General features: G+C 72.5%; 21 protein-coding genes and 1 riboswitch. Of the genes, 7 read left to right on the top strand and 14 right to left on the bottom strand.

The window, feature by feature from the left end:
• Window positions 1-157: 157 nt before the first annotated feature.
• Both C6W10_RS38100 and C6W10_RS27630 read left to right on the top strand, forming a co-directional pair.
• Window positions 158-2335: a hypothetical protein gene (locus C6W10_RS38100; RefSeq protein ID WP_199853755.1), complete on the top strand. Its 2178-nt coding sequence runs from the start codon at window positions 158-160 to the stop codon at window positions 2333-2335.
• Between the two features lie 289 nt (window positions 2336-2624).
• Window positions 2625-5363, top strand: coding sequence for a cellulose binding domain-containing protein (locus C6W10_RS27630; RefSeq protein WP_107261826.1), 2739 nt, complete (start codon window positions 2625-2627; stop codon window positions 5361-5363).
• A gap of 95 nt (window positions 5364-5458) precedes the next feature.
• Here C6W10_RS27630 and C6W10_RS27625 read toward each other — a convergent pair whose 3' ends face one another.
• Both C6W10_RS27625 and C6W10_RS27620 read right to left on the bottom strand, forming a co-directional pair.
• Window positions 5459-5893, bottom strand: a complete 435-nt coding sequence (locus C6W10_RS27625; protein WP_107261824.1) for a hypothetical protein — start codon at window positions 5891-5893, stop codon at window positions 5459-5461.
• Window positions 5894-6020: 127 nt separating this feature from the next.
• Window positions 6021-6164: a hypothetical protein gene (locus tag C6W10_RS27620; protein ID WP_159079606.1), complete on the bottom strand. Its 144-nt coding sequence runs from the start codon at window positions 6162-6164 to the stop codon at window positions 6021-6023.
• Window positions 6165-6600: 436 nt separating this feature from the next.
• Between C6W10_RS27620 and C6W10_RS27615 the strand changes: the two genes are divergently transcribed.
• Complete coding sequence (locus tag C6W10_RS27615; RefSeq protein ID WP_107261820.1) at window positions 6601-6972, top strand: STAS domain-containing protein; 372 nt, start codon at window positions 6601-6603, stop codon at window positions 6970-6972.
• Window positions 6973-7026: 54 nt separating this feature from the next.
• Here the strand turns inward: C6W10_RS27615 and surE are convergent, their stop codons facing one another.
• The 5 genes from surE to C6W10_RS27590 all read right to left on the bottom strand — a co-directional run bounded on the left by surE (window position 7027) and on the right by C6W10_RS27590 (window position 11943).
• Window positions 7027-7854 (bottom strand): 5'/3'-nucleotidase SurE, encoded by an 828-nt coding sequence (surE, locus tag C6W10_RS27610; protein WP_107261818.1) that lies wholly within the window; start codon window positions 7852-7854, stop codon window positions 7027-7029.
• A gap of 22 nt (window positions 7855-7876) precedes the next feature.
• The gene (locus tag C6W10_RS27605; protein WP_234359173.1) at window positions 7877-8854 is read right to left on the bottom strand and encodes a 1-phosphofructokinase family hexose kinase; all 978 of its coding nucleotides are present in this window, start codon (window positions 8852-8854) and stop codon (window positions 7877-7879) included.
• A 28-nt stretch (window positions 8855-8882) separates the two neighbouring features.
• Complete coding sequence (locus tag C6W10_RS27600) at window positions 8883-9494, bottom strand: hypothetical protein (RefSeq protein WP_107261814.1); 612 nt, start codon at window positions 9492-9494, stop codon at window positions 8883-8885.
• 50 nt (window positions 9495-9544) lie between these two features.
• A complete protein-coding gene (locus C6W10_RS27595) occupies window positions 9545-11371 on the bottom strand; it encodes a carbohydrate-binding module family 20 domain-containing protein (RefSeq protein ID WP_107261812.1) in 1827 nt (608 codons plus the stop codon).
• 239 nt (window positions 11372-11610) lie between these two features.
• A complete protein-coding gene (locus tag C6W10_RS27590; RefSeq protein WP_107261810.1) occupies window positions 11611-11943 on the bottom strand; it encodes a YnfA family protein in 333 nt (110 codons plus the stop codon).
• Between the two features lie 209 nt (window positions 11944-12152).
• Here C6W10_RS27590 and C6W10_RS27585 point away from each other — a divergent pair, with 209 nt between their 5' ends.
• Complete coding sequence (locus C6W10_RS27585; protein ID WP_107261808.1) at window positions 12153-13397, top strand: cellulose-binding domain-containing protein; 1245 nt, start codon at window positions 12153-12155, stop codon at window positions 13395-13397.
• Between the two features lie 74 nt (window positions 13398-13471).
• Here the strand turns inward: C6W10_RS27585 and C6W10_RS27580 are convergent, their stop codons facing one another.
• The 3 genes from C6W10_RS27580 to C6W10_RS39525 form a co-directional block, all read right to left on the bottom strand.
• Window positions 13472-14575 carry a coiled-coil domain-containing protein gene (locus C6W10_RS27580; RefSeq protein ID WP_369937053.1) on the bottom strand — a complete coding sequence of 368 codons (1104 nt, stop codon included), beginning with the start codon at window positions 14573-14575 and terminating at the stop codon, window positions 13472-13474.
• 6 nt (window positions 14576-14581) lie between these two features.
• A riboswitch (cyclic di-AMP (ydaO/yuaA leader) is annotated at window positions 14582-14709 on the bottom strand.
• Between the two features lie 247 nt (window positions 14710-14956).
• A complete protein-coding gene (locus C6W10_RS27575; RefSeq protein ID WP_107264339.1) occupies window positions 14957-15871 on the bottom strand; it encodes a cation diffusion facilitator family transporter in 915 nt (304 codons plus the stop codon).
• Window positions 15872-15953: 82 nt separating this feature from the next.
• Entirely contained in the window at window positions 15954-18494 is a 2541-nt protein-coding gene (locus tag C6W10_RS39525) for an ABC transporter permease (protein WP_107261806.1), read from the bottom strand.
• A gap of 201 nt (window positions 18495-18695) precedes the next feature.
• Between C6W10_RS39525 and C6W10_RS27565 the strand changes: the two genes are divergently transcribed.
• Entirely contained in the window at window positions 18696-20096 is a 1401-nt protein-coding gene (locus C6W10_RS27565) for a DM9 repeat-containing protein (RefSeq protein ID WP_107261805.1), read from the top strand.
• Between the two features lie 43 nt (window positions 20097-20139).
• Here the strand turns inward: C6W10_RS27565 and C6W10_RS27560 are convergent, their stop codons facing one another.
• Window positions 20140-20658, bottom strand: coding sequence for a cupin domain-containing protein (locus tag C6W10_RS27560; protein WP_107261803.1), 519 nt, complete (start codon window positions 20656-20658; stop codon window positions 20140-20142).
• A gap of 463 nt (window positions 20659-21121) precedes the next feature.
• Entirely contained in the window at window positions 21122-21412 is a 291-nt protein-coding gene (locus C6W10_RS27550; RefSeq protein ID WP_107261799.1) for a hypothetical protein, read from the bottom strand.
• A gap of 707 nt (window positions 21413-22119) precedes the next feature.
• On the opposite strand from C6W10_RS27550, the gene C6W10_RS27545 reads away from it, so the two are divergent.
• Window positions 22120-22905 (top strand): helix-turn-helix transcriptional regulator, encoded by a 786-nt coding sequence (locus C6W10_RS27545; RefSeq protein WP_107261797.1) that lies wholly within the window; start codon window positions 22120-22122, stop codon window positions 22903-22905.
• The gene (locus tag C6W10_RS27540) at window positions 22886-23068 is read left to right on the top strand and encodes a DUF397 domain-containing protein (protein ID WP_107261795.1); all 183 of its coding nucleotides are present in this window, start codon (window positions 22886-22888) and stop codon (window positions 23066-23068) included. The genes C6W10_RS27545 and C6W10_RS27540 overlap by 20 nt, the downstream gene beginning before the upstream one ends.
• Before the next feature lie 77 nt (window positions 23069-23145).
• On the opposite strand, the gene C6W10_RS27535 is transcribed toward C6W10_RS27540, so the two are convergent.
• Both C6W10_RS27535 and C6W10_RS27530 read right to left on the bottom strand, forming a co-directional pair.
• Window positions 23146-25269 carry an AAA family ATPase gene (locus C6W10_RS27535; RefSeq protein WP_107261793.1) on the bottom strand — a complete coding sequence of 708 codons (2124 nt, stop codon included), beginning with the start codon at window positions 25267-25269 and terminating at the stop codon, window positions 23146-23148.
• A 152-nt stretch (window positions 25270-25421) separates the two neighbouring features.
• Entirely contained in the window at window positions 25422-26426 is a 1005-nt protein-coding gene (locus tag C6W10_RS27530) for an alpha/beta fold hydrolase (protein WP_107264338.1), read from the bottom strand.
• Between the last annotated feature and the right edge of the window lie 264 nt (window positions 26427-26690).

Raw genomic sequence — 26690 nt, 5'->3', positions numbered from 1 at the left:
GGCTCGCGGTCGGGTGAGCGTTCCTCACCCGGCGGGGGTGAGCCGGAGCGGGGGCGTGACAGCCCCGGCTGGCATCAGGGATCATCAATGCCGATGTGCTCCGGGAAGTGCCGGTGTGGTGCGCGGGGCAGGGCCCGGGCCGGAAGGAATGGGCAGGATGACGATCGAGCGGCAGACGGTGCCGGCCGGACCCGACGACCGGGCGGGGGAGAGGCCCGACGGCCCGGCGGCCGGGGACGGCTCCGCCGGGCGGGCGGCCGGGGGGAGCGCGGACGACCGGACGGTGCCGTCGGAGGCCGGCGCCGCGCCCGCCGGCCCGGCTCGGGTGTCCCGGGCTCCCTTCCTGGTACGCCTGGTCAGCCACGAGTGGACCCTGGCCGTGCTCGGCGGGCTGCTGCTGGCCGTGGTGCTGACCTGGCCGACCCTGCGCGACATCACCAGCACGATCCCGCAGGACATCGGCGACCCGACGCTTCAGGCGTGGCAGATCGCCTGGGGCGGGCACGTGCTGCTGCACGATCCGACCCAGTTGTGGCACTCCAACACCTTCTATCCGGAGCCCTACACCTACGCCTACTCGGACACCCTGCTCGGCTACGCCCCGGCCGGCATGATCGGCGAGGGTCCGGTGGCCGGCGTGGTCCGCTACAACATCCTCTACGTACTCGTGCACGCGCTCGCCTTCGTCGGGGCGTACGCGCTGGTCCGGCAGCTCGGCGCGGGCCGGATCGGCGCGGCGGCGGCCGGGGTCGCCTTCGGGTACGCCCCCTGGAAGCTGGCCCAGGCCGGGCACCTGCACGTGCTCTCCATCGGCGGCATCGCGCTGGCGTTTGCGATGTTGGCGCGTGGGCACGGCTGGTCGCTGCGGCACGGTTACCGGCCGGAGCGGCGCCGTCCCGGCTGGGCCTTCGCCGGCTGGCTGGTGGCGGCCTGGCAGATGACCCTGGGCTTCGGCATCGGGCTGCCCTTCGGCTACGTGCTGGCGCTGGTCTGCCTGGCGGCCGGCGCCGGTTTCGCCTGGTCGTGGTGGCGGCGCCGGTCCCGTCCGCGGTTCGGTCGACGGCTGCTCCTGGCCGACCTGGCCGGCGGTGCGGTCTTCAGCGGGGTCAGCATCTTCATGGCGCTGCCCTACCTGGAGGTGGTGGCCCGGCATCCGGCCGGCCGGCGGACGCTGGCGCACGTGGAGATGTTCTCGCCGCCGTGGCGGGGCTTCCTGACGGCACCGCCGGAGAACTGGCTCTGGGGCGAGCGGCACGCCGTCGCCCGGGAGAGTCTCAGCTTCGCCGGGGAGATGACCCTGCTGCCCGGAGTCGCGTTGATCGGGTTGGCCTTCGCCGGGCTCTTCTTCTCGGCCTGGCGGGTGCGGCACCGGATAATGCTCGCGCTCGGCGTGCTGGTCAGCGTCGGGCTGGCCAGCGGCACCACCCTCGGCGGCGACGGCGATCCCGGGTACGCGACCCTGGTGCTGCACGCGCCCGGCTTCGACGCGATCCGGACCTCCGGCCGGCTGGTGCTCTGGACGACGCTGCTGCTCGGCATCCTGGCCGCCGGCACGCTGACCGCGCTGACCCAGCTCGGCACGGAACCGTCCGCCGACCGGTCGCCGGACGGCGACCCCGCCGACGCCACCCCGCCGGCCGCCGACGTCACCCCGTCGACCCCGGACCCCACCCTGTCGACCCCGGACGCCACCCCGTCGGGCGCAGACGGCACTGCGTCGGCCGTCGGTGCCGAGTCCGGGCAGCCTGGTCCGGACCGGGACGTGGACCAGGTCGCGCCGGAGCCGGGGGAGCGGCCCGGAGCAGCGCTACCCGTACTCCGCAAGGCCGCCTATCAGCCGCCGCCCGGCACCGAGGAACCGGACCGACCGGCGCCCGGCCGGCGCGGCGCCGGGTTCCGCAGGGTGCTGGTCCGACTGGTCGCACTGGTCCCGCTCGCGCTGATCGTCCTGGAGGGGGTCAACACCACCCCGCACGCACCGGTGATCCCGCAGCCGGCCGCGCTGCGCGGGGTCGAGGGCCCGCTGCTGGTGCTGCCGAGCAGCGGGACGCTGGAGTTCAGCGTGATGCTCTGGTCCACCGACGGCTTCCCGAAGATCGTCAACGGGCTCGCCGCCTTCACCCCGGAGTCGCAGGCGCAGACCCTCGGCATCACGGCGGGCTTCCCCGACCGGTTCAGCGTCGACCACCTGCGGCGGATCGGGGTGCGTACCGTCGTCGTGCTGCCGGAGTACCTGGCCGGGACGCCGTGGCAGGACGTGCTGAACCGGCCGGTCGACGGCCTGGGCATCACCCGCGAGGAGGTCTCCGGCTCGGTGGTGTTCCGGCTCGGCTGAACCGGTCCGGCACGGGGTTAGTTTGGTCCTCCAACTATTGACAGCGTGCAGAGCCGTGTGTGAACGTCTGCACGACGCCGTTCCGGGAGCCAGGACGACGCCACGGGAGCAGGGGCAGCTCCCGGCTTCGAGCCTTCCGTCCGTGCGCGCGATCGGCGCGACCGCACCGGTGGCGGAGCGTCCCCGGCAACCACCCGGAGCGCCCGCCGCGCCGACGCTTCGTCCGTCCCCGGGGATAGTCCTCGCGTACGCCGAACCAGCGCAAGCTCTGTGACACAGGGAGCCGTACATGCGTAGAAGTCTCGCCAGCGCGCTCGCGGCCGTACTGGCCGCCGGCGCGGTGGCAGTGGTGGCCCAGGTCGCCGTCAGCCCCGCCTCGGCACCGGCCTCGGCCGCGGCGGCCGAGCCGTACTCGTGGAAAAACGTCCGGATCGACGGCGGCGGCTTCGTCCCCGGCATCGTCTTCAACCCCACCGAGCGCAACCTGATCTATGCCCGTACCGACATCGGCGGCGCCTACCGCTGGGAGCAGTCCAGCCAGAGCTGGACCCCGCTGCTGGACTGGGTCGGCTGGGACCGGTGGGGCTGGAACGGCGTGCTCAGCATCGCAACCGACCCGGTGCAGACCAACCGGGTCTACGCGGCGGTCGGGATGTACACCAACGACTGGGACCCGAACAACGGCGCGATCCTGCGCTCCACCGACAAGGGCAACACCTGGCAGGCGTACCAGTTGCCGTTCAAGGTCGGCGGCAACATGCCGGGCCGGGGGCAGGGGGAGCGGCTCGCCGTCGACCCGAACCGGAACAGCATCGTCTACTACGGCGCCGAGGGCGGCAACGGGCTCTGGCGCAGCACCGACCACGGCGCCACCTGGGCGAAGGTGGGCAACTTTCCGAACGCCGGCAACTACGCCCAGGACCCGAACGACCCGAACAACTACCTGAACGGCAACCAGGGTGTCACCTGGGTCAGCTTCGACAGGTCGACCGGCACCGCCGGCAACACCACCCAGACCATCTACGTCGGCGTCGCGGACAAGGAGAACCCGGTCTACCGGAGCACCAACGGCGGTACGAGCTGGGAGCGGATCGCCGGGCAGCCCACCGGTTACCTGGCGCACAAGGGTGTCGTCGACCCGGTCGGCGGCTTCCTCTACATCGCCACCAGCGACACCGGCGGCCCGTACGACGGGGCCAAGGGCGACGTCTGGAAGTTCAACCGGGCCACCGGGGCGTGGACGCAGATCAGCCCGGTGCCGTCCAGTAGCGCGGACGCGTACTACGGCTACAGCGGGTTGACCATCGACCGGCAGAACCCGAACACCATCATGGTGGCGACGCAGATCTCCTGGTGGCCGGACGCGATCTTCTTCCGGAGTACCGACGGCGGCGCGACCTGGACCCGGATCTGGGACTTCGGGGCGTACCCGAACCGGACCAAGCGCTACACCATGGACATCAGCTCGGTGCCGTGGCTGACCTTCGGCGCCAACCCGACCCCGCCGGAGGAGACCCCGAAGCTGGGCTGGATGAACGAGTCTGTGGAGATCGACCCGTTCGACGGCAACCGGCTGATGTACGGCACCGGCGCCACCATCTACGGCACCACCAACCTGCGCAACTGGGACAGCGGCGGTACGGTCACCATCCGGCCGATGGTCCGGGGCCTGGAGGAGACCGCCGTGCTCGACCTGGTCAGCCCGCCGTCGGGCGCCCCGCTGGTCAGCGGGCTCGGCGACATCGGCGGCTTCCGGCACACCAGCCTGGACGCCGTGCCGGCGACGATGTTCACCCAGCCGGTCTTCACCAGCACCACCAGCCTGGACTTCGCGGAGCTGAACCCCGGCGTGATGGTCCGGGCCGGCAACTTCACCGACGCCGACCGGCCGAACGACAGCCACGTCGCCTTCTCCACCGACGGCGGGGCGAACTGGTTCCAGGCGCAGGAGCCGGGCGGGATCAACAGCGGCGGCACGGTCGCGGCCGCCGCCGACGGCAGCCGGTTCGTCTGGGCGCCCGGCGACGCCGGGCAACAGGTGGTCTACTCCGTCGGGTACGGCAACTCGTGGAGCCAGTCCAGCGGCATCCCGGCGAACGCCACCGTCGAGGCCGACCGGGTGAACCCGAACAGGTTCTACGGGTACTCGGCCGGCCGGTTCTACCTCAGCACCAACGGCGGGCAGAGCTTCACCGCCACCGCCGCGACCGGGCTGCCGAGCACCGGGGCGAAGTTCAAGGCGGTGGCCGGGGCCGAGGGGCACGTCTGGCTGGCCGGCGAGACCGGGATCTTCCGGTCCACCGACTCCGGAGCGAGCTTCACGAAGCTGTCGAACGTGAGCAGCGCGGTGAACGTCGGCTTCGGCCGGGCGGCGCCCGGGCAGACGTACCCGGCGGTCTTCGCGGTCGCCACCGTCGACGGGGTGCGCGGGGTGTACCGGTCGGACGACGCCGGCGGTGCCTGGGTGCGGATCAACGACGACCAGCACCAGTACGGCAACATGGGCGAGGCACTGACCGGTGACCCGAGGGTCTACGGCCGGGTCTACCTCGGCACCAACGGTCGGGGCATTCTGGTCGCGGACCGGCTCGGCGGCCCCTCCAACCCGCCGACGGCGACTCCGACCACCCGCCCGCCGACATCCACCCCGACCACCCGCCCCCCGGCGACCCCGACCACCCGGCCGCCGACGGCGACCCCGACCGGCACACCGCCGCCGAGCGGGGCGTGTACGGCCGCCTACCGGGTGACCGGCTCGTGGCAGGGCGGCTTCCAGGCCGAGGTGACCGTGCAGAACACCGGCACGTCGGCGATGACCGGCTGGACGGTGGGGTGGAGCTTCGCGAACGGGCAGACGATCAGCCAGGTCTGGGGCGGTTCGCACACCCAGAGCGGTTCGTCGGTTTCGGTGCGGAACGTCGCGTACAACGGCAACCTGGCGCCGAACGCCACCACGACGTTCGGCTTCCTCGGCAGTTGGACCGGTGCGAACGCCGTACCGGCTCCGCTGAGCTGCGCGCGGAGCTGAGCAGGATCATGAGCGCCCGACGGGGCCCGGCGCGTTCCCGCGCCGGGCCCCGGAGTCCGGGTACCCGCCCGACCGGCCGGGCGGGTACCCGGGGATCAGGCGGTGTCGACCCGGACCGGTGAGCTGGTTCGGTCGACCGGGTTGGCCCGGTCGACGTCCACGAACTCCACGTCGTGGGCGGGCAGCTCCCGCTCGGCCCGGGCCAGCGCGGCCCGGGAAGCGGTGGAGGCGGCCCAGGCCACGGCGGCGCCGACCAGGCCGGCCCCGATCAGCCATCCCCAGGGCAGTCCCGGGCGGCGGCCGGCGAGGGCGTCGTAGGCCCGACCGGCCCGCACCCGGGCCTCGTCGGTCACGGCACCGACCCGGTCACCGGCGTTGCTGGTGAGGTGGGAGCCGGTCCGCCGCGCCGAGCGGGCGGTGTACTTCACCGAGTCGCCGGCCGAGTTGACCGCGCTGGTCAGGTATTCCCACGCCTGGTCGGCGATCCGCTCGGGCTTGCTCTGATGTTTCAGCAGGTTCGTTCCGAGCATCGTGCTACCTCCTCGGTTGCCGAACGCAGCGGCCACTTCGGACAGAGGCGTTGTTCGGCGCGGTTGCGGGTTGCTACTCGGGAGGTGCCCAGGTGTCTTTCCTGGCAAACCCGCGATCGCCAGGTTCTCAGTCGACCAGGACGACCGGCGCACGTCGGGCGAAATCGTCGTCGTCACCGTCGTCGTCATCGCCTCCACCGCCGAATCCGCAGGCGAGTACCAGAGCCAGCAGCGCGCCGACCCCGGCGAGTCCGATCAGTTTCCTCAGCATCAGGTGTCCCTTCCCGAGCCCGGATCGCCGTCCGACGACGGCCGATGCGCCCATGCTAGGTGCTCGGTGGTACCGCCCGCCGCGTTCGGCGACACCGGTCGCACCGGCACCAGCGGCCCCGGTCGTGCCCGGCTGTCGCATAGGCGACAGGGATTCGGGTACCGGCACGGCTGCGGTCGGGCGAGGTACGACACAGGGCACCGGTGGCCCGCCCCGACCTGCGGGACGGCTACGCTGAGGACGTGACGGTGGAGGTGCGGAAGCGGACGGTGCAGGAAAATTTAGCGTAGTTTGCCCCGTTACCAGCGTGGTTTGTCGGCTCGTTGAATAGATTGCCCGTCCGGAAGGGTGGCGATCGGGGCCGTGAGAGGAATACTCTCGGTCGCGGCCCGCGTACTGATTAGGCGCCCGGACATGGGCGAGTGGAGGTGCTCGCGTGAGCCTGTCGATCGTCAAGTCGGTCCTGCCTGGCGGAGTTGTGGAGATCGCCCCTCGGGGAGAAATCGACGTCGATACGGCGTACGAGGTTCGTGAGGCGATCGCCGGGGTTCTGACCAAGGGGCGACCGTCCAGGATCGAGCTCAACATGCGACTGGTCAGCTTCATCGACTCCGTCGGCATCAGCGCCATGGTCGCCGGCTTCCAGACCGCGGAGGTCAGCGGCGTCAAGCTCGTGGTCACCGAACCGAGCCGGTTCGTCCACCGGCAGCTCTGGGTCACCGGGCTCCTCGGCCTGTTCGGCGCGCCGGAGCCCTACTTCGCGGGCGCCGCGGCCGTCGCCGAGGAGGCGAAGGTCCCCGGCGTCTGATCGTCCCCGGCCCGTGGCGTGGTCGTCGCGGCCCGGGAACCCCTCATCCGCCCGCTACCGTGGATCGTCAAGTTCCGACAGGTCCACGTCGGACGCCTCGGTGACCGCCCGGATCGCCGTCACCGAGGCGTAACCCTCCGCCAACCAGGCCACGTCCGTGCCCGGCTCGACGTGCTGGCCGGACTCCTCCAGGGCGGTACGCACGAAACCCCTGCCGGCTTCGGCCACCGTCATCTGCACCTGCCCGAACCCGGCCAGGGTGCCCCGACGCACCCCGCGCAGTCGCTCGTACGGCAGGTCCGGGGAGTTCACGTTCAGCACGCTGTGCACCGGTCCGGCGGTCAACCGGGGCAGCAGATCCAGCGCCACCCGGGCCGCGGTCGCCCAGTGCCGCCGCTCGTCCCGGTGCGGACGGGTCACGGCCACCGCCGCACCGCCACTACCGGTGCTCGCCTCGTGCACGGAGAGTACGTCGAGGGAGACCGCCATCCCGTGGCAGCCGTTCGCGGCGGCGGTGAACGCCGCGCCGACCGTGCCGGAGTGCAGCACCGCACGACCGGCGTTGGCGCCCCGGTTGATCCCGGAGAGCACCACCGTCGGCGCCGGCCCGAACGCCTCGTGCAGGGCGATCAGTGTGATCAGCGCCGGTGAGCCGGCCACCCCGTACGCCGGGACGCCGGGCAGTTCCTCGATCGGGTGTTCCTCGACGACCACCCGGCCGTCCCGCTCCACGGCACTCATCGCGGCACTCGCGCCGCTGGCCTCCTCGCTCGGGGCGGCCACCACCACGTCCAGTCCACGCTCCACCGCCGTACGCGCCAGCCAGCGCAGCCCGGGAGCCGCGATGCCGTCGTCGTTGGTGACCAGTACCCGGATCGTCATGCCGTGCCCTGTACCCGGATCGTCATGACTTCGTCGTCCGGTGCGCCAACTCGTCCGGGGTCAGCCGATCCTGCCGGTCCACCTGCATCGGCGCGAGTGTCACCCGGTCGACCAGGCCGGCGATCGCGTCCGGCCGACCGGTGCCGAGCCCGTGCCGGGTGACGTTGAGCGCCCCCGCCGCCGCCCCGGTCCGGATGGCGCGCCGGAGGTCGCCGCCCTGGGCGAGCACCGCCGCCACCCCGGCGGTCATCGAGTCGCCGGCACCGCGCGGGTCCGCCACCTCCAGCCGGGGCATGTCGAGCTGGGCCACCTCGCCGTCGATCAGCACCAGGGCCGGCTCCTCGGCCCGGCTGACCACCACCGACTCGGCGCCCTGCGCGTGCAGCGTCTGGATCACCCGGATCAGCTCCGCCTCGCTGTCGTCGCTGGCCAGGCCGTCCCGGAGCAGTTCCTCGTGGCTGACCTTGAGTACCGAGACGCCGCTGTCCAGTACGGCCGCCAGGTGTTCGCCGGAGAGGTCGGCGACCACCCGGCTGCCGTTGTGGCCGAGGTCGGCGGCGAGCCGGCGGTAGATCTCCGGCGCGACCAGCGAGGGGTGGCCCGGCCCGCTGAGGATGCTGACCTCGGCGCTCAGCCCCTCGCTGAGGGCGAGGTTGTAGAGCTCGTCCAGTTCGTGTCGGGCGAGCGGGTGGCCCGGCACCGAGGCGATCTCCTGGCGGTTGCCGTCCCGCCGGTCGTGCACGTAGCCGCCGCTGCTGGACTCCCGGTGGATCACCCGGAGGTCGACCCCCTCGCCGGCGAGCAGCGGTTCCAGCACCTGCCCGATCTCGCCGCCGAGCCCGGCGCAGAGCACCACGTGGACGCCCAGGCACTTGATCATCCGTGCCTGCCACACGCCCTGGCCGCCGGGATGGAGATGGATCTCGGTCTCGTCGGCGGGTTGGTCGATCGTGACCGTCAACTGGGGATCCGGGGCAAAGACCATGACATGTCCACTCATGCCCGTTAGATACCCTCTTAGTGGTTATTTATGCAGCTCGCCGGCCACTCCTGCGGCCCCACGGCTTGTAGGTCGAGAGCATCGTGGCGACCACCAGCAGCGTGCTGGAGACGATCGGCGCCGCCAGCAGCCCCTGCCGGGCGTCCGCCGGGGTCGCCGCGCCGAGTTCGGCGGCCTGGAGGTTCGGCAGCAGCGCGAAGAGCACCGCGCCGAGCATCACGGTGGTGATCACCAGCTTGACCAGCACCCACCGGTGCCTGACCAGCCCCCAGGGGGTGAGCAGCGCGCTGGCGACCCCGACCAGCCAGGCGAGCACGCTCAGCGGTACGAAGACGGTCTGGCCGACCAGGGCCATCGCCGGATAGACGACGTCGGGGTCGGCGCCGTTCGACCCGGCCACGCCGAGGGTCAGCAGCACCAGGTCGATCCCCAACCAGCCGACCGCGGTGATCACGTGCAGGGTGAGCAGGGCTTTTCGCCATGGCGGAGAGAGCTTCACGGCGTCGATGCTGCCGGCGGAACGCCGCCGGGGCGTCGTGCCGGTGTGGACCGGCCGGCTACGCAGCTCGACGTAGCGGCGGCGGCCCAGCCCGGGTGGGCGGCGGGTGGTTCCCCGCGCGAGGTTCCTGTGAGTCACCATGGTGACTCACAGGAACCTCTCCGCACCGACACATCGGTGCCGGGGCGGGCTCAGCGCCAGGTGTCGGTCCAGGTCGCGGCGCAGGGGGCGGTGGACGGGGTACTCCGGGACCGGTTCGGGTCGCTCTCCCAGACCACCTGGCCGCCGTTGCGCTTGACGTACTTGTACTGCACCGTCGTGCCGGCGGGCAGGTCGACCGTGCCCCGCCAGACCGGATAGCCGGCCGAGGAGAGCGGCACCCCGTTCGCCGGATCCCAGTTGCCCAGCGCCGGGACGTTGCCGGTGACGAAGACGTTCTCGCCCCAGACCGTCGTCGCGGTGACCGCGAAGGTGGCGGCGACGGCCGGGCAGGAGCCGCCCGTCGGGGTCGGGCCGGGACCGCCACCCGAGGTCCGCGCGTTCACGTGCAGCGCCAGGGCGCCGTTGGCGGGCACGGTCGCGGTGACCCGGCCGGCGCTGTCGACCTGGTACGTCGTACCGGTGCAGGTGCCGCCGGTGAAGTCCCCGCGCATCACGTCGCAGTAGCCGCCGGCCGGCAGGCTGGTCTGGAAGGTACGCGTCAACGGGCCGCCGTCGCGGTTGAAGGCGACGTAGCCGGCGCTGCCCCGGCCGAAGGCGATCTGGTTGCCGCCGTTGCTCCACCAGTTGGTGACCCCGGCCCCGGCGGCGGCGTTGCGCAGCCCGACCATGTTCGCGGTGCTCCACCAGCGGTGCTCGCAGGCCCAGCCGCCGTTGCCGCAGTCCACGGCGCTGGTGGTGCCGTTGCCGGTGCGCGGTGGCCCCGCCTCCGGGTCGCTGAAGGTGAAGCTCGACATCACCTGCGGAACGCCGTACGGCCAGGCGATCATGAACGCCTCGGCCAGCGCGTACGCCGAGCCGTTCTGGTAGGTCAGCCGGGCCCGACCGTTGCGCTGGGTGTCGTGGTTGTCGACGAAGGCCACCGCGTCGGCGGAGCCGAGCCGCATCGACGAGGCGAGGTTGGCGAGGTTGGCCAGGTTGCCGTCCCGGAACGCGGTGCCGACCACGTCCCCGTAGCGGAACTCGGTGACGTCGCCGATCCCGGCGTACTCCTCGGGGGTGGGCTCGCCGGAGCCGCCCTCGATCACCTCGCTGAAGACGTACGGGTCGCCGGGCACGGGGTCGATGATCGCGGCCAGGTCGGCGGCGGGGAGGTGCTTGGCCGCGTCCACCCGGAAGCCGTCGACGCCGAGCGAGACCAGGTCGTTCAGGTACCCGGTCAGTTTGCCCCGCACATAGGAGGACTCGGTACGCAGGTCGGAGAGGTCGACCAGCTCGCAGTTCTGGATCTCCCACCGGTCGGCCCAGTTGGCGATGTCGTCGTTGCCGTTGCGCCCACAGTGGTGGAAGTCGCCGCTGCCGTACGGCACCGCCGGATAGTCGTAGTGGCCGTAGGTCGCGCCGCCGCTGCCCGCCCCGGTCGAGGCACCGCCGGTCATGTGGTTGACGATCGCGTCCACATAGATCTTCACTCCGGCGTCGTGGCAGGTCCGGACCATCGCGGCGAAGGCGGCCCGGTCGCCGCGCCGGGTGGTCAACCGGTAGCTGACCGGCTGATAGTCCTGCCACCACGGGTAACCCCGACCGGGCAGTACGACGTGCTCCTGCGGTGGCGAGACCTGCACCCCGCCGAAGCCCTTCGGGCCGAGCACCGTGGTGCACTCGTTGGCGATCGAGGCCCACGGCCACTGGAACAGGTGCACGATCACGTCTCTGCCGCCCGGGCTGGCCGGGCTGGCGGTGGCCCGCTCGGCCCGCCGGTCGGCGATGCCCACCGCCAGCGCGGCGGCGAGCACCCCGGTCAGGGCGAGGGCGGTGCCTCTTCGGAGGGCGGCGGTCGGAAGTCGTCGGGTACGCATCGGAACCTCCCGTGCGCGCGAGAAGAGCGGAGGGCGGACCTGCAAGTTCTTGCAAATGTTGCCGGGAAGCTATCACCGGGTTCCGAGGCCGTAAAGCAGAGCCGAGGATCAATACCTGGCATGGTTTGCCAGGTTTGCTGGCGGTTCGGTTTGCAGAGATCGCCGTGTCGGGCGGAGGGCTCAGGGCTGTCGCCGCAGGTCCGGTGCGGGTGGGTCTTCGTCCGGTCCTTGCACAACTTTCATCCGCGCGGGGCGTACATGATGACGGCGACGCCGACGAGGCAGATGGCGGCGCCGGCCAGGTCGTAGCGGTCCGGGCGGAACCGGTCGAGCAGTACGGCCCAGCCGAGCGAGCCGGCCACGAAGACGCCGCCGTACGCGGCGAGCACCCGGCCGAAGTGCGGATCGGGCTGGAACGCCGCGACGAAGCCGTACCCGGCCAGCGCCAGCATGCCGGCGGCGACGAAGGGCAGCCCCCGGTTCTCGCGTACGCCCTGCCAGACCAGCCAGGCGCCGCCGATCTCGGCGACGGCGGCGAGCAGGAACAGCAGCAGCGAGCGGGCGATCGTCATCCCGCCATTGTCGCTGGCCGGCGGTTGCCTCGGTTGCTTGCATCGATGGCTGTCTCTAAGCTTGGTCGGCGCCACCACGCGACCGGTACGGGCTGGCCGGTGTCGTGCTGGACAGGTGATCTCGGGAGTCGGTCACTCGTTGTCGTAACAGCACTGCCGGCACGCGCCAGGGGCGGCGACGGGCCGGCAGTCGTCCGAGAGGAACTCCCATGCGGATCTCCGCACCGTACCGTCGTGTCTCCCTGGCCCTGGCCACGGTGACCGCGATCGCCGCGAGCAGCGTCGCCGTACTCGGCACCGGTCTGACGCCGACCGCGCAGGCCGCCGCCGGCTGCCTCGTCGACTACACCGCCAACCAGTGGACCGGAGGCTTCACCGCCGCCGTCCGGGTGACCGCCGGGGACACCGCGGTCAACGGGTGGACGGTGACCTGGACCTACGGTGGTGACCAGCGGATCACCAGCAGTTGGAACGCCGAGGTCAGCCAGTCCGGCGCGACCGTCACCGCCCGGAACGTGGCCTGGAACGGGTCGCTGCCGGCCGGCGGCTCCGCCGAGTTCGGCGTCCAGGGCAGCTACGCCGCCAGTTCGGCGGCACCGACCGGATTCACCCTCAACGGCGAACCGTGCAACGGCGCCGAGCCGACCACCCCGCCCAGCACGGCACCACCGACGACCAGGCCGCCGACGACCCCGCCGACCAGCGTCCCGCCGACGCTGACGCCGCCGCCGACCCGGCCGCCGACCACCCCACCGCCGAGCGGCGGCTGCGGTGGCGCGGTGCTCTGCGACGGCTTCGAGAACCAGACCGGCACGGCACCCTCCGGCGACTGGAGCGTCAGCTACCCGGACTGCTCCGGCAGCGGCACCGCCAGCATCGACACCTCGGTCGCACACCAGGGCACCCGGTCGGTACGCATCAACGGCGCCGTCGGCTACTGCAACCACGTCTTCGTCGGCTCCACCCGGGATCTGAGCAGCGTCGGGGCGGTGCGCTACGCCCGGCTCTGGGTCCGGCACACCACCGCGCTGCCGACCTCGCACGTGACCTTCCTGGCCATGCGGGACGCCGCCGACGGCAACCGTGACCTGCGGATGGGCGGGCAGAACCGGGCCCTGCAATGGAACCGTGCGTCGGACGACGCGACCCTGCCGGAGCAGAGCCCGAACGGCGTCGCGCTCAGCGCGCCGCTGCCGGTCAACCAGTGGACCTGCCTGGAGTTCATGGTGGACGGCGCGCAGGGCCGGCTCTCCACCTGGGTCAACGGGACCGCGGTGACCGGGCTGACCGCCGACGGTACGCCCACGCACGACGTCGACGGGCAGTGGTACAACCGGGCCAACTGGCGGCCCAACCTGACCGACCTGCGGCTGGGCTGGGAGAGCTACGGCGAGGGCGCGAACACGCTCTGGTTCGACGACGTGGCGCTCGGCTCGACCCGGATCGGCTGCTGAGAGCGAGAACCGCCGGCACTGCCCAGGGGTGGCGGGCGGTGCCGGCGGTTCGCGATGGTGCGCGGCGCGGTGGATCAGTTCATCGACAGGTGTACGTGGTTGGTGTGGTCGCTGGACGGGTCACCGTTGCCCCCGTTGTACGTCTTCCAACCGCTGCTCGGCAGCCAGATCTGCTTGAACCAGATCACGTACAGCACGCCCAGTCGATCGGCGTTCCGCACGAAGTATGCCGCCAGGTTGTTGCCGTACGTCCGGTCGCCGCCGGTCGCCACTCCGCCGAACCCGTTCTTCTGGGCGGCGAAGTCGCAGGCCTGACCCTTCGGGTGCTCGCCACTGCCTCCGCTGCGGAAGCAGGAGACGAACCGGGTGAAGCCGGCCGCCTGGGCCTGCTTCAACGCGTGCAGGGTGCGCGCGGTGATGCAGCCGTCGGTGGTCGGGTCGTCGAGACTGCACGACTCGTCGGGGAAGGAGCCGTCGGCGTTGCGGGGTGCCGGTCGGGCCGACCCGCCCCCGCTGCCGCTGACTCCCGAGCCGGCGCCGCCGCTGTTGTTCGCCGCCGCCAGCGCCCGTTCGGCCTGCTTCTTGCGGGTCTCCATCACCTCGAGCTGCTTGCGCTGCTCGCCGATCTCCTTGTCGAGCGCCGCCTTGGCCTGGGTCTCCTTGTCCAGGCTCTCCCGCAGCCCGCGCAGTTCCCGGCTCTCGTTCGCCGAGATCGTGTCGAGTGCGGCGGCCCGGTCCACCAGGCTGGTCGGAGATCCGCTGTTGAGCAGCGCGGAGACCTGTCCGAGCCGACCGGTCCGGTACGCCATGCCGGCCATCTCGGCGACCCGTTCGCTCCGGGTCGTCACCTCGGTACGCAGCGTGGCGAGCTGCTGGTTCAGTTCCTTCTGCCGCTTGACGGAGTTGTCCAACTTGGTCTTGGCGGTCAGATAGCCCTTGCTGGCGGCCTGGAGCTGCTCGCGCAGGCTGTCCGTGCCTCCGTCGATGTCGTCGCCGCCGGGTGCCGCGGCCAGCGCCCCGGGGGTCGCGTACTCCGGTGCCGCGTGCGCGGGTGCGCCGCCGAGTGCCGCGAGGACCATGCCCAGGGCGAGGGCCGCGGTGGTCGCGGCCTTCCGGTACGGTCTCGTGGCGCTCCGCGCGGACGCCGGAGCGTGTCGGGTGGGTGCCAGGAACGGCATATGACAATGTCCTTCCGTCAGCCGCCGACCGGGTTAGCTGACGGGTTCGGGACGGAAGATCCCTACCGCTGGCGCGGATACACCCCTGGTACGTGGTTCCCCGGCTCGCGCGTGCGATTAGGCGACGGTCCCCGCAGGCGCCGGAGGGCGCCGCCCGGCGGAGACCGGAGCCGAGCTTACCGGCAGTCGCCGTCCGGGGATACGTGGCGTTGCCGGAGCTAGATTCGCGATTTTCCCAGTTGGGCGGATGTATCCGGACAAAGATGTCCAGCGCCCGCCGGAAACTTAAGATGCCGCTAACTATCGGTGAGTCTTGACGGCCGACGGACCCGGGAGAGCGGCGTCTCGGGCTGACCATGCGTGACGCGACGTGGCTGCCGGTCACCAGTCGGTGGGACCGCAGCCCCCGGGCGCGGTGTTCGGCTCGACCTGGAGCGTGGCGTGCGAAATGTGGAAGTCCTCGCGCAGTGCCGACCGGGCCGCGGCGAGTACGGTACCGACCTCCGCGTCGCGGTCCAGCCTCAGGTGCGCCGAGGCCACCTCCATCCCGGAGGTGAGGGTCCAGACGTGCAGGTCGTGTACGTCGCAGACGCCGGGCACCCCGGCCAGCCGGGTCCGTACGGCCGCCACGTCGAGGTGCTCGGGCGCGGCCTGCACCAGGATCCGTACGGCGCTGCGGCCGAGCCGCCAGGTGCGGGGCAGGATGAAGAGCCCGACCGCCAGCGCCACGATCGGATCCGCCCAGCGCCAGCCGGTCAGGATGATCACCACGGCGGCGACGATCACCCCCACCGAGTTGAGCAGGTCCCCGAGCACCTCCAGATAGGCGCCGCGCAGGTTGATGCTCTCCCGCGCACCGGCCCGGAGCAGGCCGAAGGCGGCGACGTTGGCCAGCAGGCCGAGCGTGGCCACCACCAGCATCGGGCCGGCCGCCACCCGGGGCGGGTCGTCGAACCGGCGTACCGCCTCGACCAGCACGTAGAGCGCCACCCCGAACAGCAGTACCGCGTTGGCCAGCGCGGCCAGCACCTCCAGGCGGTAGAGGCCGAAGGTACGCTGCGGGTCACCGACCGCCCGCCGGGCCGCCGTGATCGCGGCCAGCGCCATCCCGATCCCGAGCACGTCGGTGAACATGTGCCCGGCGTCGGAGAGCAGCGCCAGCGAGCCGGTGACCAGCGCGGCGACCGTCTCGACCACCATCAGGACGGCGAGCAGCCCGAAGGCGGCCCAGAGCCGTCCCCGGTGCCGTTCCGCCGCCCAGGTCAACCGCTCCCCGTGGTCGTGCCCGGCCCCCAACACGCCTCCTTCCGTCCCGGTCGCCCCCGCCGTCGATACTGCCGGCCGGTGAGGTCGTCCCATCCGGTAAACGACCGGACCGCTATCCCTCGTCGCCGAGGGTGGCGGCGATCGGCGCCCGGGCGGCCCGCCGGGCCGGCGGCAGGCTGGCCAGCACCGCCGCCGAGGCGGCCAGCGCGGCGCAGAGGGCGAGCTGCCCGACGGGTACGGCCGGCAGCCCGTGCCCGTAGCTGCTGATCAGGCCCATCGCCGCCGTCCAGCCGAGACCGACTCCGAGAGTGATCCCGGCCAGTGCCCCGACCGTGCCGGCGAGCGCCGCCTCGGTCAGCAGCATGGTCGCCAGTTGCCGGCGGGACAGGCCCAGCGCCCGGATCGTCGCCGACTCGCGGCGGCGTTCGACGACCGAGAGCGCGAGCGTGTTGCCGATGCCCAGCACCGCGATCAGCACCGACATGCCGAGCAGGGCGGCGAAGATCCCCAACAGTTCGTCGAGGGTACGGGCGAGCGCGTCGGCCTGGTCGGCGAGACCGCGTACCCGGACCGCCGGCTGGTCGGCCAGGGCCGCGTCCAGCGCCTGCCGGCCCGCCGCCGTCGACACCCCCGGGGCGAGGTCGACCAGGAGCCGGTCCGGCTCCCCGGGGCCGTACGCGCCGACGAACGACGCCCAGGAGACCAGGGCCGCACCGTCGACCGGACTGTCGTCGTAGACCGCCACCACGGTCAGCGGCCCCGGCGGGCCGAGCCCGAGGGCGATCCGGTCGCCGACCCCGACGCCCCGGTCGGCGGCGAGTTGCCGGCTCACCGCCACCGTCCCCGGGGCCAGCCCGGCCAGGCTGCCGGCGGTCACCTCCGGACGGATCGGCCCGTGCAGCCGCTCGGGCGGTACGGTCCAGATCCGGATCCGGTCGTCCAGCGGCGAGTCGGCCAGGCGTACCTCGGCGACGGTGCCGAACGCCGGATCGGGGCGGAGCCGCTGTGCCAGCCCCGGCGGCAGCGGGCCGCGTACCGCCGTCGGCGAGCCGTCGGTGCGGACCCGGTCCAGCACGAAGTCGACCGGAAAGTTCTCGGACAGCTCGCGTCCGGCCTGCTCCCGAGCGGTAGCCAGCAGCACGCTGAACATCGCCATCAGGGCCACCCCGATGGTCAGGGCGGTGCAGGTCGCCGCCGCTCGCCGGGGATTGCGTCGGGCGTTCGCCACGGCCAGCCGTACCACCGGGCCGAAGAGCCGGGCCGGCAGCCAGCCGACCAGCCGGACCGCCCGGGGCACCAGCAGCGGAGCCGCCACCACCGCGCCGAGGAAGGCGACCATCCCGCCGCCGAGCACCAGCGGCAGCCCGGGAAAGGCCAGCGGCAACCCGACGAGTACGGCCAGCCCGCCGGTCCCGGCCAGCCCGAGCGCGACCGCGACCCGGGTACGGCGGCGCCGGCCAGCGCCGGCCTCGACCGCGTCCCGGGACCGGAGCGCGGCCAGCGGCGGCACCCGGCTCGCCTCCACCGCCGGCACCAGCGCGGCCAGCACCGTGACCAGGGTGCCGAAGCCGAGCGCCACCAGCACGGTCGGCCAGCGCACCACCGGGGCGTGCAGCGGGATGTCGGAGGCGACCAGCTCCCGTCCCCGGATCAGCCCGTACCCGACGAGCAGGCTGGCCAGCAGCCCGCCGACCGAGGCGAGCAGGCCGAGGATGCCGGCCTCCAGCAGTACGGCGCCGCGCACCTGCGCCCGGGAGGCGCCGACACAGCGCAGCAGGCTCACCTCCCGGACCCGCTGCGCGCCGAGCATGGCGAAGGTGTTGTAGATGACGAACGCCGAGACGGTGAGCGAGACCAGGCCGAAGCCGAGCAGTACGGCGAGGAAGCCGTCGACGTACTTCGCCGCCTGCCGGGCGAGCCGGTCCCGCAGCGCCTCCCCGGTCAGCGTCCGGGTGCCGGGGCCGGCCGCCTCGGCGACCCGCTCCCGCAGCCGGGCCGGGTCGGTGCCGTCGCCGGCCCGGACCACCACCTGGGCGTAGTCGGTGGTACCGGTCAGCGTGCCGAGGTCGGCCGAGGTCAGCGCGGCGACGGCCGAGCCGCCGAAGAGCCGGTTCACCCCGAGGTCCAGCACACCGACCAGGCGCAGCCGGTGCGTCGTGCCGGCCTGGTCCAGCACCGTCACCGGCCCGTCGAGGGCGAAACCGGCGCCGGCCACCGTGGCCCGGTCCAGGGCGACCTCGCCAGCGGTCTGCGGTAGCCGGCCGGCGGCCACGTCGTACGGGGCGAGCGCGGCATCACCCGGCACCGAGAGGGCGTACCCGATGTGGTCCTGACTGGTGATCAGCTTGCCGTTCCGGTCGAGTACGCCCAGCCAGGCGACCACCCGGCCGTCCGCCGCCGCCACCCCGTCGACGGCCCGGACCCGCTGCACCGTCGCCGGGGTGAGCAGCCCGTGCTCCGGCTCGACCAGCACGTCCACGTTCCGGGCCGACCGGGCCAGGTCGGTGTAGAACGCTGCCCGGGCGGTGTCGCCGTACACCAGCGTGCCGGCGAGAAAGCCGACCGCCACCACCACCGCGAACCCGGTCAGCACCACCCGTACGGCGTGCGCGCGCAGCCCGGCCAGGGCGAGCCGGAGCAGCGGCCGGTTCATCCGCCGGGGTGCACCGGTTCGACGGGGCGCATCGGACCAGTGTCGCCGGAGGCCGAGCGCCGCGCCGCCGAGCTGTCGCGATGTGGACAGGCCCGCCGCCGCCCCGCAGCACGGCGCCGCCGCGCCGTCGGCGGCCCGCCGACGAACTCGCCAGCCATCGGTGGTCCGCGATTCCCGAACCTGTTGATCTATCCTCACGGAATGGATATTTCGGCCGATGGGTATCGCTGGGAGACCGCCCGCGGCGGCCGGATCCCACCTGGCGCGGTACCGCACGGCTACGAGGCGGACGGCGAGCCACTGTGGGCGTGCCGAGTCCGGATGAACGGCGGCGTGCACCCAGGCAAGGTCCGCCCCGGCTTCGGCGCGGCCCAGGCGGCCTGGGGCGGTGGAGAGGTCAGCGTCGACGAGTACGAGGTGCTGATGGATCGCGGCGTCTGGGGTATCGCGTCCGGCGGCGCGGTGCCCGGGGATGCGCTGCCGGCGGGCCGGGAGAGCAACGGCGAACCGCTCTACGTCGTCCGCGCGGCGGTCGCGCTCGGTGCACTGCACATCGGCAAGGTGCGGCCCGCATTCGGCGCCGCGAACGTCGGATACGGCGACGGCGAGCACACCGCCTTCTCGTACGAGGTACTGCTGCGCCCGTCGTCTCCTCCGCCGGTGGCCCCGGGGCGTGCCGGGATCCAGATGGCACCCACCTACGCCGACTTCGGCACCGAGCCGCCACGCATCGGGAACGTCACGATCACCGGCGTCGACCGGTCCGCGGCTGCCGGCGACCACCTGGCCATCGGCGCCGGCGGGTCGGTCGAGCTGGAGTTCGACGTACCCGATCCCGCCGTCGTCCGCGAGGCCTGCGTCGCCCTCGTGGCGCTCGCGTCGATGCTCTCCCAGGCCCCCGGATACGCCCCGCTCACCGTTCGGCTGAACGGCAGACTTCTGGCCGAGCGGCTGCGGATCCCGAACGGCGGTGGACTCCCGCAACGGCTGGTCTTCGCGGTCCCGGCCGAGGAGTTGGTGGCCGGCCGGAACAGGCTGCGGATCGAAAGCGGTGACGATGCCCGGAGCATGCTGTGGTTGTACCGGGTGACGATCGACCCGATGCACGCACACGATCAGGCGGGGCTGGCGCTCGAACGGCAGGCGATCGCCGAGCCCGTGCTGCGGTACGCGAGCGACGTCGGTGAGGTCACCATCTTCGTCGACCGTGGCGAGCAGGCCGTCCTCGACCAGGTGGCCTGGGCGGACGCGTCCGGCGCCGAGTATGCGATCACCTTCGAGAAGCAGCAGGCTGCCTTCTACGGCTGGCGCCGGCAGCCGGGTGAGCGGCCGAGGGAGTTCCGCGGCCGGCTGATCGAGCGCGGCTCCGTCGCCAAGGAAGCTCAGCGCTTCTCGGCCGAGGAGGGCTGGGGCGGTGGGTGGCACCCCTCCGGCGACCTGCTCTTGACGGTGGGTGTGGCTGGCCGCCCGGTCACCAGGCTGACCTGGCGCGACGGCCGTGGCAACAACGGCACGGTCGCCTTCGGCGACGGCGGGTTCCTGGGTACCTATCAGCGGGTTGGGGAGGGCCCCATCGGCTATCGTGGCCGCCCGGCGTGGTGATTCTGGCGAGCTGCGGGCGGTCAGCATCGAGCAATGAAGGCCTTTACGAGACCATCAATTCTGTTCGATAGTCGGGGGCCAGACGAGCCGCACGCTGTCGGCGCTCGTCTTGTTCCTCCGCACTCAGTAGCGGCGGCGGGGCGGTGGGTCCGTCGACCGGGTCACCCACCTTGCGGAAGTACTCGTCCTGCCCGGCGGGGCTGCACATGCACAGCAGACGGGCGGGCTGGTCGGTGGCGTTCCGGAAGAAATGCGGCGCGTTGGCCGGTATGTTGACTGTCTCGCCCACCTGCGCGACGACCTTCTCCTCACGGAACGTGAATTCCACGGCGCCGCCGAGCACGGTGAACATCTCCTCGAAGTCGTGGCGGTGGGGCGGTGGTCCACCACCCGGTGGTACCCGCATGTCGATCAGGCAATACCGTCCGGCGGTCTGGTCGCCACCCACAAGCACGGTGTAGGTACCACCGGCGATGGCCAGGTGTGCCAGGCCGGAGTCGCCGGGCCGCACATGGACGAGTTCGCGTGCCGGATCGTCGGGCGGTAGCGCTGAGGGCGACATTCAATCCTCCCGGCCGGATCAGACGCCAAGTGCATCGTTGGTCGGCTTCGCGCAGGTACCCACAGGAGAGGGTGCCAAACCCGTGGCAGCGTCACTCCGCTTTGGCTGCGCGTAGCCGGCCTCGGCACTTGATCGACCCGCTGGCGTGACGACAACTCCATCGATTCCTGTGCGCCCGGCCGGGGCGCCTACGAGTTCGACCATGAGGCCGGCGCGAACGCGTTCCCCGTTTGCACGCACCGCCCCGGCGTACGCCCGGGGCGAGTTCGTAGGTGAGGCTGTTGGTCCGGTGTCGCGGATGGACCCGTGAGGGATAGACAAAGCGAACGATTCGGGTCGCACCCCGAGGCCACTCCAAAGGGGATAACGGCGGCCCCGGGATGCTTCCCTGTCGGTGCCGGCCCCGGGTGATGCGCGGGAAGCGGAGGCCGGTGCCGACGTTTCGGGCGGTGCCGAACCGGCGCTAATGGCGCCGGGGCACCCAGTAGATGATCTGCCCGACGACCAGCGCGGGATGCCGGTCGGGCAGCGCCTCCAGGGCGCGGGCGAGGTGCGCGGCGAGATACATCATCAGTCCCACCCGGTTGCCGTCGAAGCCGATCAGCAGTGCCAGGCGGGCCGGCGCGCAGGGCCAGTCGTGTGCGCACTCGCGGCAGGCGTAGGTGTCCGTGGGGACGTGCTGCCCGGGGGCACGGCGCTCACGCGCCCGCCGTCGCGCAGCGTGCCGCTCCCACCGCGCCCATGGCCCGATCACGGTTTACACCCGCTCGGCGTGCCGGGCTCGGTGCTGCTGGGCCGGAGTCAGGCCGCCCGCCCGGCCGTTGGCCAGGTACGCCCGGGTCGGCCCGTTCCACCCGGCGTACCGGCCCGCGTTGCGGGAGTCGGGGAAATCGGTCCACGGGCGCTGTGGCTCTCTCGGCGCCGGGGGCGGCGCTTCCGTCTGCCCGGCCCGTGCTTCCCGGCCGATCCTGGCGTCAACCGTGGCAGCCCGAACCGCCCGACGGAACTCGACGCTCGTCAAGGACGCACTCTCGGCGGGTGGGGTGTGGGCACCCGCCGATCGTGTGCTCTTACTACCCCGCCGGGGGTAGTAAGAGAACACGCCGGCATCCGAGTCGGGGCAGACCCATCGGCGTCCACACAGGCAATACCGCCAAAATCGCCACCAGATCCGACGGTGGCGAATTCTGGCCCCTCGTGTCTGTCTCATGTGTCCTCCCGTTCCGGTAAACAACAGGAAAGGGGGCGGCGCCCGTGTCCGCTACGAGCACCGCCCCCGTTGACGGAAAGACGACCCACCATCGGGGCGGATCTTGCGGGCCACGCCCCCGGCATGTTGAAGCGGGCCGCTGTAATGGCTTTTCCGTCTGCCCTCCACCCTGGACCGTGAGTGCGCGGTAACGGAAGATGTACTAAAGGCACTCGTGGCCTACATCCGGACGGAGGGCGCAGTTGGCCGACATGAATGAGTTTCGCCATCTGTTGCGCAAGCTTCGGACAGAGCAAGGGCTGTCTCAGGATGCCGTGGGCGCTGCGGTGCACGTCAGTGGCTCACAGGTGGGCCACTACGAGTCGGGTCGGAGCATCCCGCCCGACGACATGGCGGAACGGCTGGATGGGGTGCTTCAGGCCAGCGGCGAACTTCGGGCCAGCGCCAACCGATCCCGGGGTGAGGCTGTAGCACCGTGGCTGCGTCCGTGGGCGGACAACGAGAGTCGCGCGATTGCGCTCCGAACCTTCGAGCACTCCGTCATTCCCGGATTGCTCCAGACGGAGGCGTACGCGCGGGCGATCATTGAGATCGGCGGACACACCCCGGAGCAGGTCGAGGAGGCCGTGCGGATCCGACTGGCCCGACAAGCCAGTGTCCTCGACCGACCCGATCCGGCCATTCTGACGGCGATCATCGGAGAGGCTGTCCTGCGTCCCCGTGGCGCTGTCATGAAGGCTCAGCTTGAGCACCTTGTAGACGTCGGGTGCCGCCCGAACGTCCACGTCCGAGTGGTGCCATTCTCCGCCGGGCTTCATTCGGGCATGACAGGTGCGTTTGCCCTTGCCACCCTCCCGGACGGGGCGACGGTGATCTACATGGACGCGCTTCGAGCGGGTACCGTCGGGTCACAGGTGGGCGATGTCCGGCACGCGGTGATCGCGTGGGAGTCGGTCAACGCGCGCGCACTACCCTGTGAGATGTCCCGCGACCTCATTCTGAAGGCGATTGATGATCATGACCCCGAAGTGGCGTAAGTCGTCCCGCTCTGGGAGCAACGCCGGCAACTGTGTCGAGGTTGCCGACAACCTTCCCGGCCGGGTGCTGGTCCGGGACACCAAGGACCGGGACGGCGGGACGCTGAGCTTCGGTCCGGCCGCTTGGCGGGCGTTCGTCAACCTGGCGAAGACGCACGCCTGAGCCCGCCCCGCGCCTCCCGCGCGGCTACCCGGCTGAGCACCGGGCCGAGCCAGAGGCATCGGCCCAGCCGAAAGCAGTCAGACCGGCTCGACGGTGGTGAGGCGCTGGGTGGCCCGGGAGAGGGCTACGTAGAGGGTGCGTACCCCGGCGGCCGAGTCCGCCCGGATCTCGGTCGGGCCGACCAGCACGACCCCGTCGTACTCCAGGCCCTTGGCCTGCATGGTGTCGACCACCGCCAGGCGCGGGTCGGCGACCTGCTCCAGCCAGCCGGTGACCTCGGCCCGGCGGGTGACCGCGCTGATCACCCCGACCGTCCCCTCGACCTCGGCGAGCAGCTTCGCCGCCGCCTCCCGGACCGCGTCCGGCAGTTCGGCGGCCGGCACCGCCAGCTCGACCGGTGCCACCCCGGTGGCCCGGACCGCGACCGGCAGCGGCAGGTCGGGGGAGACCTCCCGGATCACCCGGGCCGCCGCCGCGAAGATCTCCGCCGAGTTGCGGTAGTTGGTGGTGAGGACGAACTCGTGCCGGGGGCGCCGGCCCAGCGCCTTGTCCTGGGCCCGGGTCAGCTCGGCCGGGTCACCCGTCCAGGCGGTCTGGGCCGGGTCGCCGACCACGGTCCAGGAGGCGTGCCGGCCCCGCCGGCCCAGCATCCGCCACTGCATCGGGGAGACGTCCTGGGACTCGTCGACCACCACGTGGGCGTACTCGCGGTAGTCCGCCGGCCGCTCGGCCGCAGCGTCCCGGCCGGCCCGGGCCGAGCGCTGCCGGTCCGCGTACGTGGTCACCTCGCGGACCCCGCCGGCCAACTGGTACGGGTCACGGTTGCGCCGTGCCGGTCTGGCCGGCTGACCCAGCAGGTGGTCGAGTTCGTCGAGGAGTGCGACGTCGGCGACGGTCGGTCCCGCACTGCCCGGCGTCCGGTACGCCTCGGCGAGCAGCCGGATCTCGGCCCGGGACAGGATCCCGGCGGCGTACCGGCGCAGCCGCTCCGGATCGGCCAGCCAGGGGAGTACGTGCCGGGGGTGCAGCCGGGGCCACCAGGCGCGCAGGAAGTCCCGGAACTCGGGGCGCTCGGCGATCTCGTCCTCGAAGCTCCGCTGGTCCGGCAGCCGGCCGACCCGCAACTCCTGGGCCTGTGCCCAGAGCGCGGCGAAGATCCCGTCGAAGCCGGCCCGGCGCACCTCGTTGCGGCGGGCGCCCGGCGGCAGCGCCCGGGTCCGGATCCGCTCCAGTTCGGCCTCGGTGAGCCGGAGCAGTTCGCCCCGGTAGAGCAGCCGCAGCTCGGTGGGGGCGTCCGGGACCTGGTCCCTCACCGCCCGCTCCAGCACCCGGCGCATCCGCAGCGAGCCCTTGACCGCGGCGACCGCCGCCGGGTCGGTGCGGGTCGCGGCCACCCCCTCGAAGAGTGAGCCGAGCGAGTGCAGGGTGGCGGCGTTCTCGCCGAGCGAGGGGAGCACCGAGGCGATGTAGTCGACGAAGACGGCGGACGGGCCGACCACCAGCACGCCGCCGCCGGCGAACCGGTTGCGGTCGGAGTAGAGCAGGTAGGCGGCGCGGTGCAGGGCGACCGCCGTCTTGCCGGTCCCGGGACCGCCGGAGACCACCGTCACCCCGCCGGCCGGGGAGCGGATCGCCTCGTCCTGCTCCCGCTGGATGGTGGCGACGATGTCCCGCATCTCCCGGCCGGTGGTCCGGGACAGGTCGGCCAGCATGGCGCCGTCGCCGACCACCCGCATCCCGTCCGGCGCCGCCGCCGGGTCGAGCAGGTCGTCGGAGATCCGGGTCACCCGCTCGCCGCTGGAGCTGATCACCCGACGGCGTACGACTCCGCGCGGTTCGGCGGCGGTGGCCTGGTAGAACGCGGCGGCGGCGGGTGCCCGCCAGTCGATCACCAGCGGTTCGGCGTGCTCACCGCGTACGCCGAGCCGGCCGACGTGCAGCACCTGCCCGGTACGCAGGTCCAGCCGGCCGAAGACCAGCCCCTCGTGCTCGGCGTCCAGGGTGTGCCGGCGCCGGGCGGCGTGGAAGACCATCGCGTCCCGTTCCACCAGCGCGCCGAAGTTGCCGACCCGGGCCAGCTGGTAGCCCTCCCGCTCGGCGAGTACGGCGGAGTGCCGCAACTGCGCCAGCCGGGCGTAGACCCGGTCCAGGTGGCGCTGTTCGGCTTCGATCTCCTGCCGCAGCGTGGTGTTGTCGGTCAACGCTTCTGCTCCCGGAGATCGATCTGCGGCGACCTGACCGTCCCGGCACCGGAGTCCGGGCGGTCGCGCGCCGAATTGCCAGGAAGCGAGGGTACGCCGTGCCGGCTCGGCCCGGCTCGGCCACGCCAGTCGGGCGGCGGTGCGGATTCGGCTCAGGGGCAGGGTACGCCGCGCCGGGCGCGGACCCGTCTGGGCTGTTCGAGGAGGGTCGCGGTCCGCCTCGCCCGGGTGGCGCGCGTCGCCTTCCGGGTGATCTTCGTCGCCGACCGGACCCGGTCGACGACCGAGCGGAGTGCGGCGGTGACCTCCTCGGGGCGCTCCAGCATCAGCATGTGGCCGGCGCCGGGGCAGACGGTCAGCTCGGCGGCGGAGAGGGCCTCGCTGATCGAGACCGTGCAGGGCGGCGGGGTGAGCCGGTCGCGGTCCCCGACCAGGGCCGCCGCGGGCAGGTCGCCGAGGGCGGCGAGCGTCTCCAGCCGGCGCTGCGCCCCGATGGACGAGCGGAGCCCGCCGATCGAGACGAGCGAGGCCCGGGACACCGCCGAGGTGGTGAGCCGGATGTCGGCCGGGTCGCAGGCGTCGCCGAAGAGCAGCCAGCGCAGGGTGGGGCGGAGCGCGTGCAGCAGGGGCGGCGGGGTGTGCCAGCCGCCGCACCGGGCCAGCAGGCCGGCGCAGGTGGTCTCGGCGAGCCGGATCAGCCGGGCCAGCGGGGCCGGTACGCCGTACCCGGTGTGCGCGTGTCCCTCGGCGGTGGTGGCGACGAAGACGACTCCGGCGACCCGGCGGGCGAAGTCGGTGGGGTGCCGGTGGGCGTACTCCATCATCGTCATGCCGCCCATCGAGTGCCCGGCCAGTACCACCGGCCCGGTCGGCGCCACCTGGGCGAGTACCTCGGCCAGGTCGTCACCGAGCTGGGCGAGGGTGGCCGAGGGGAGCGTGGTCGGCCCGGACCGGCCGTGCCCGCGCGCGTCGTAGCAGACCACCCGGACGGCGTCGCCGTACGTCTCGCGCAGCGCGGCCGTCTGCCGGTGCCAGGTACGCCCGTCCAGGGTCCAGCCGTGCAGCAGCACCACGGTCAGCGGGGCGGTGTCCGGGCCCGAGACGTCGACGTGCAGCCGTACGCCGTCGGTGAGCCGTACCGAGGCCGGGTGGGGCATGGTCACCTCCGCGTCGGGCCGGTAGCCGTACCGGTGGGTAACAATTGTGCCCGGTGCGGCGCTCGGCTGCGGTGGCGCCGACGGGTCTGGCCGGCGCGGCGCCGACGTCCGCGGAAATGCCGGAACGCGTCGCTGCGCCGGTGGATACCCGCGTGCCGCGCGGGCGAATCATCCGAACCGGGCGTGGACCCCGCCGTCCCGGAAGATCGACCGGGGTCGGCGGCGCAGATGCGAACGCCCCGACGCGGATGATCCGGGTCGGGG

Origin of the sequence: Plantactinospora sp. BB1, from assembly GCF_003030385.1 — a bacterium.
Classification (GTDB): Bacteria; Actinomycetota; Actinomycetes; order Mycobacteriales; family Micromonosporaceae; genus Plantactinospora.
This window is presented reverse-complemented; position numbering and strand designations above follow the sequence as displayed.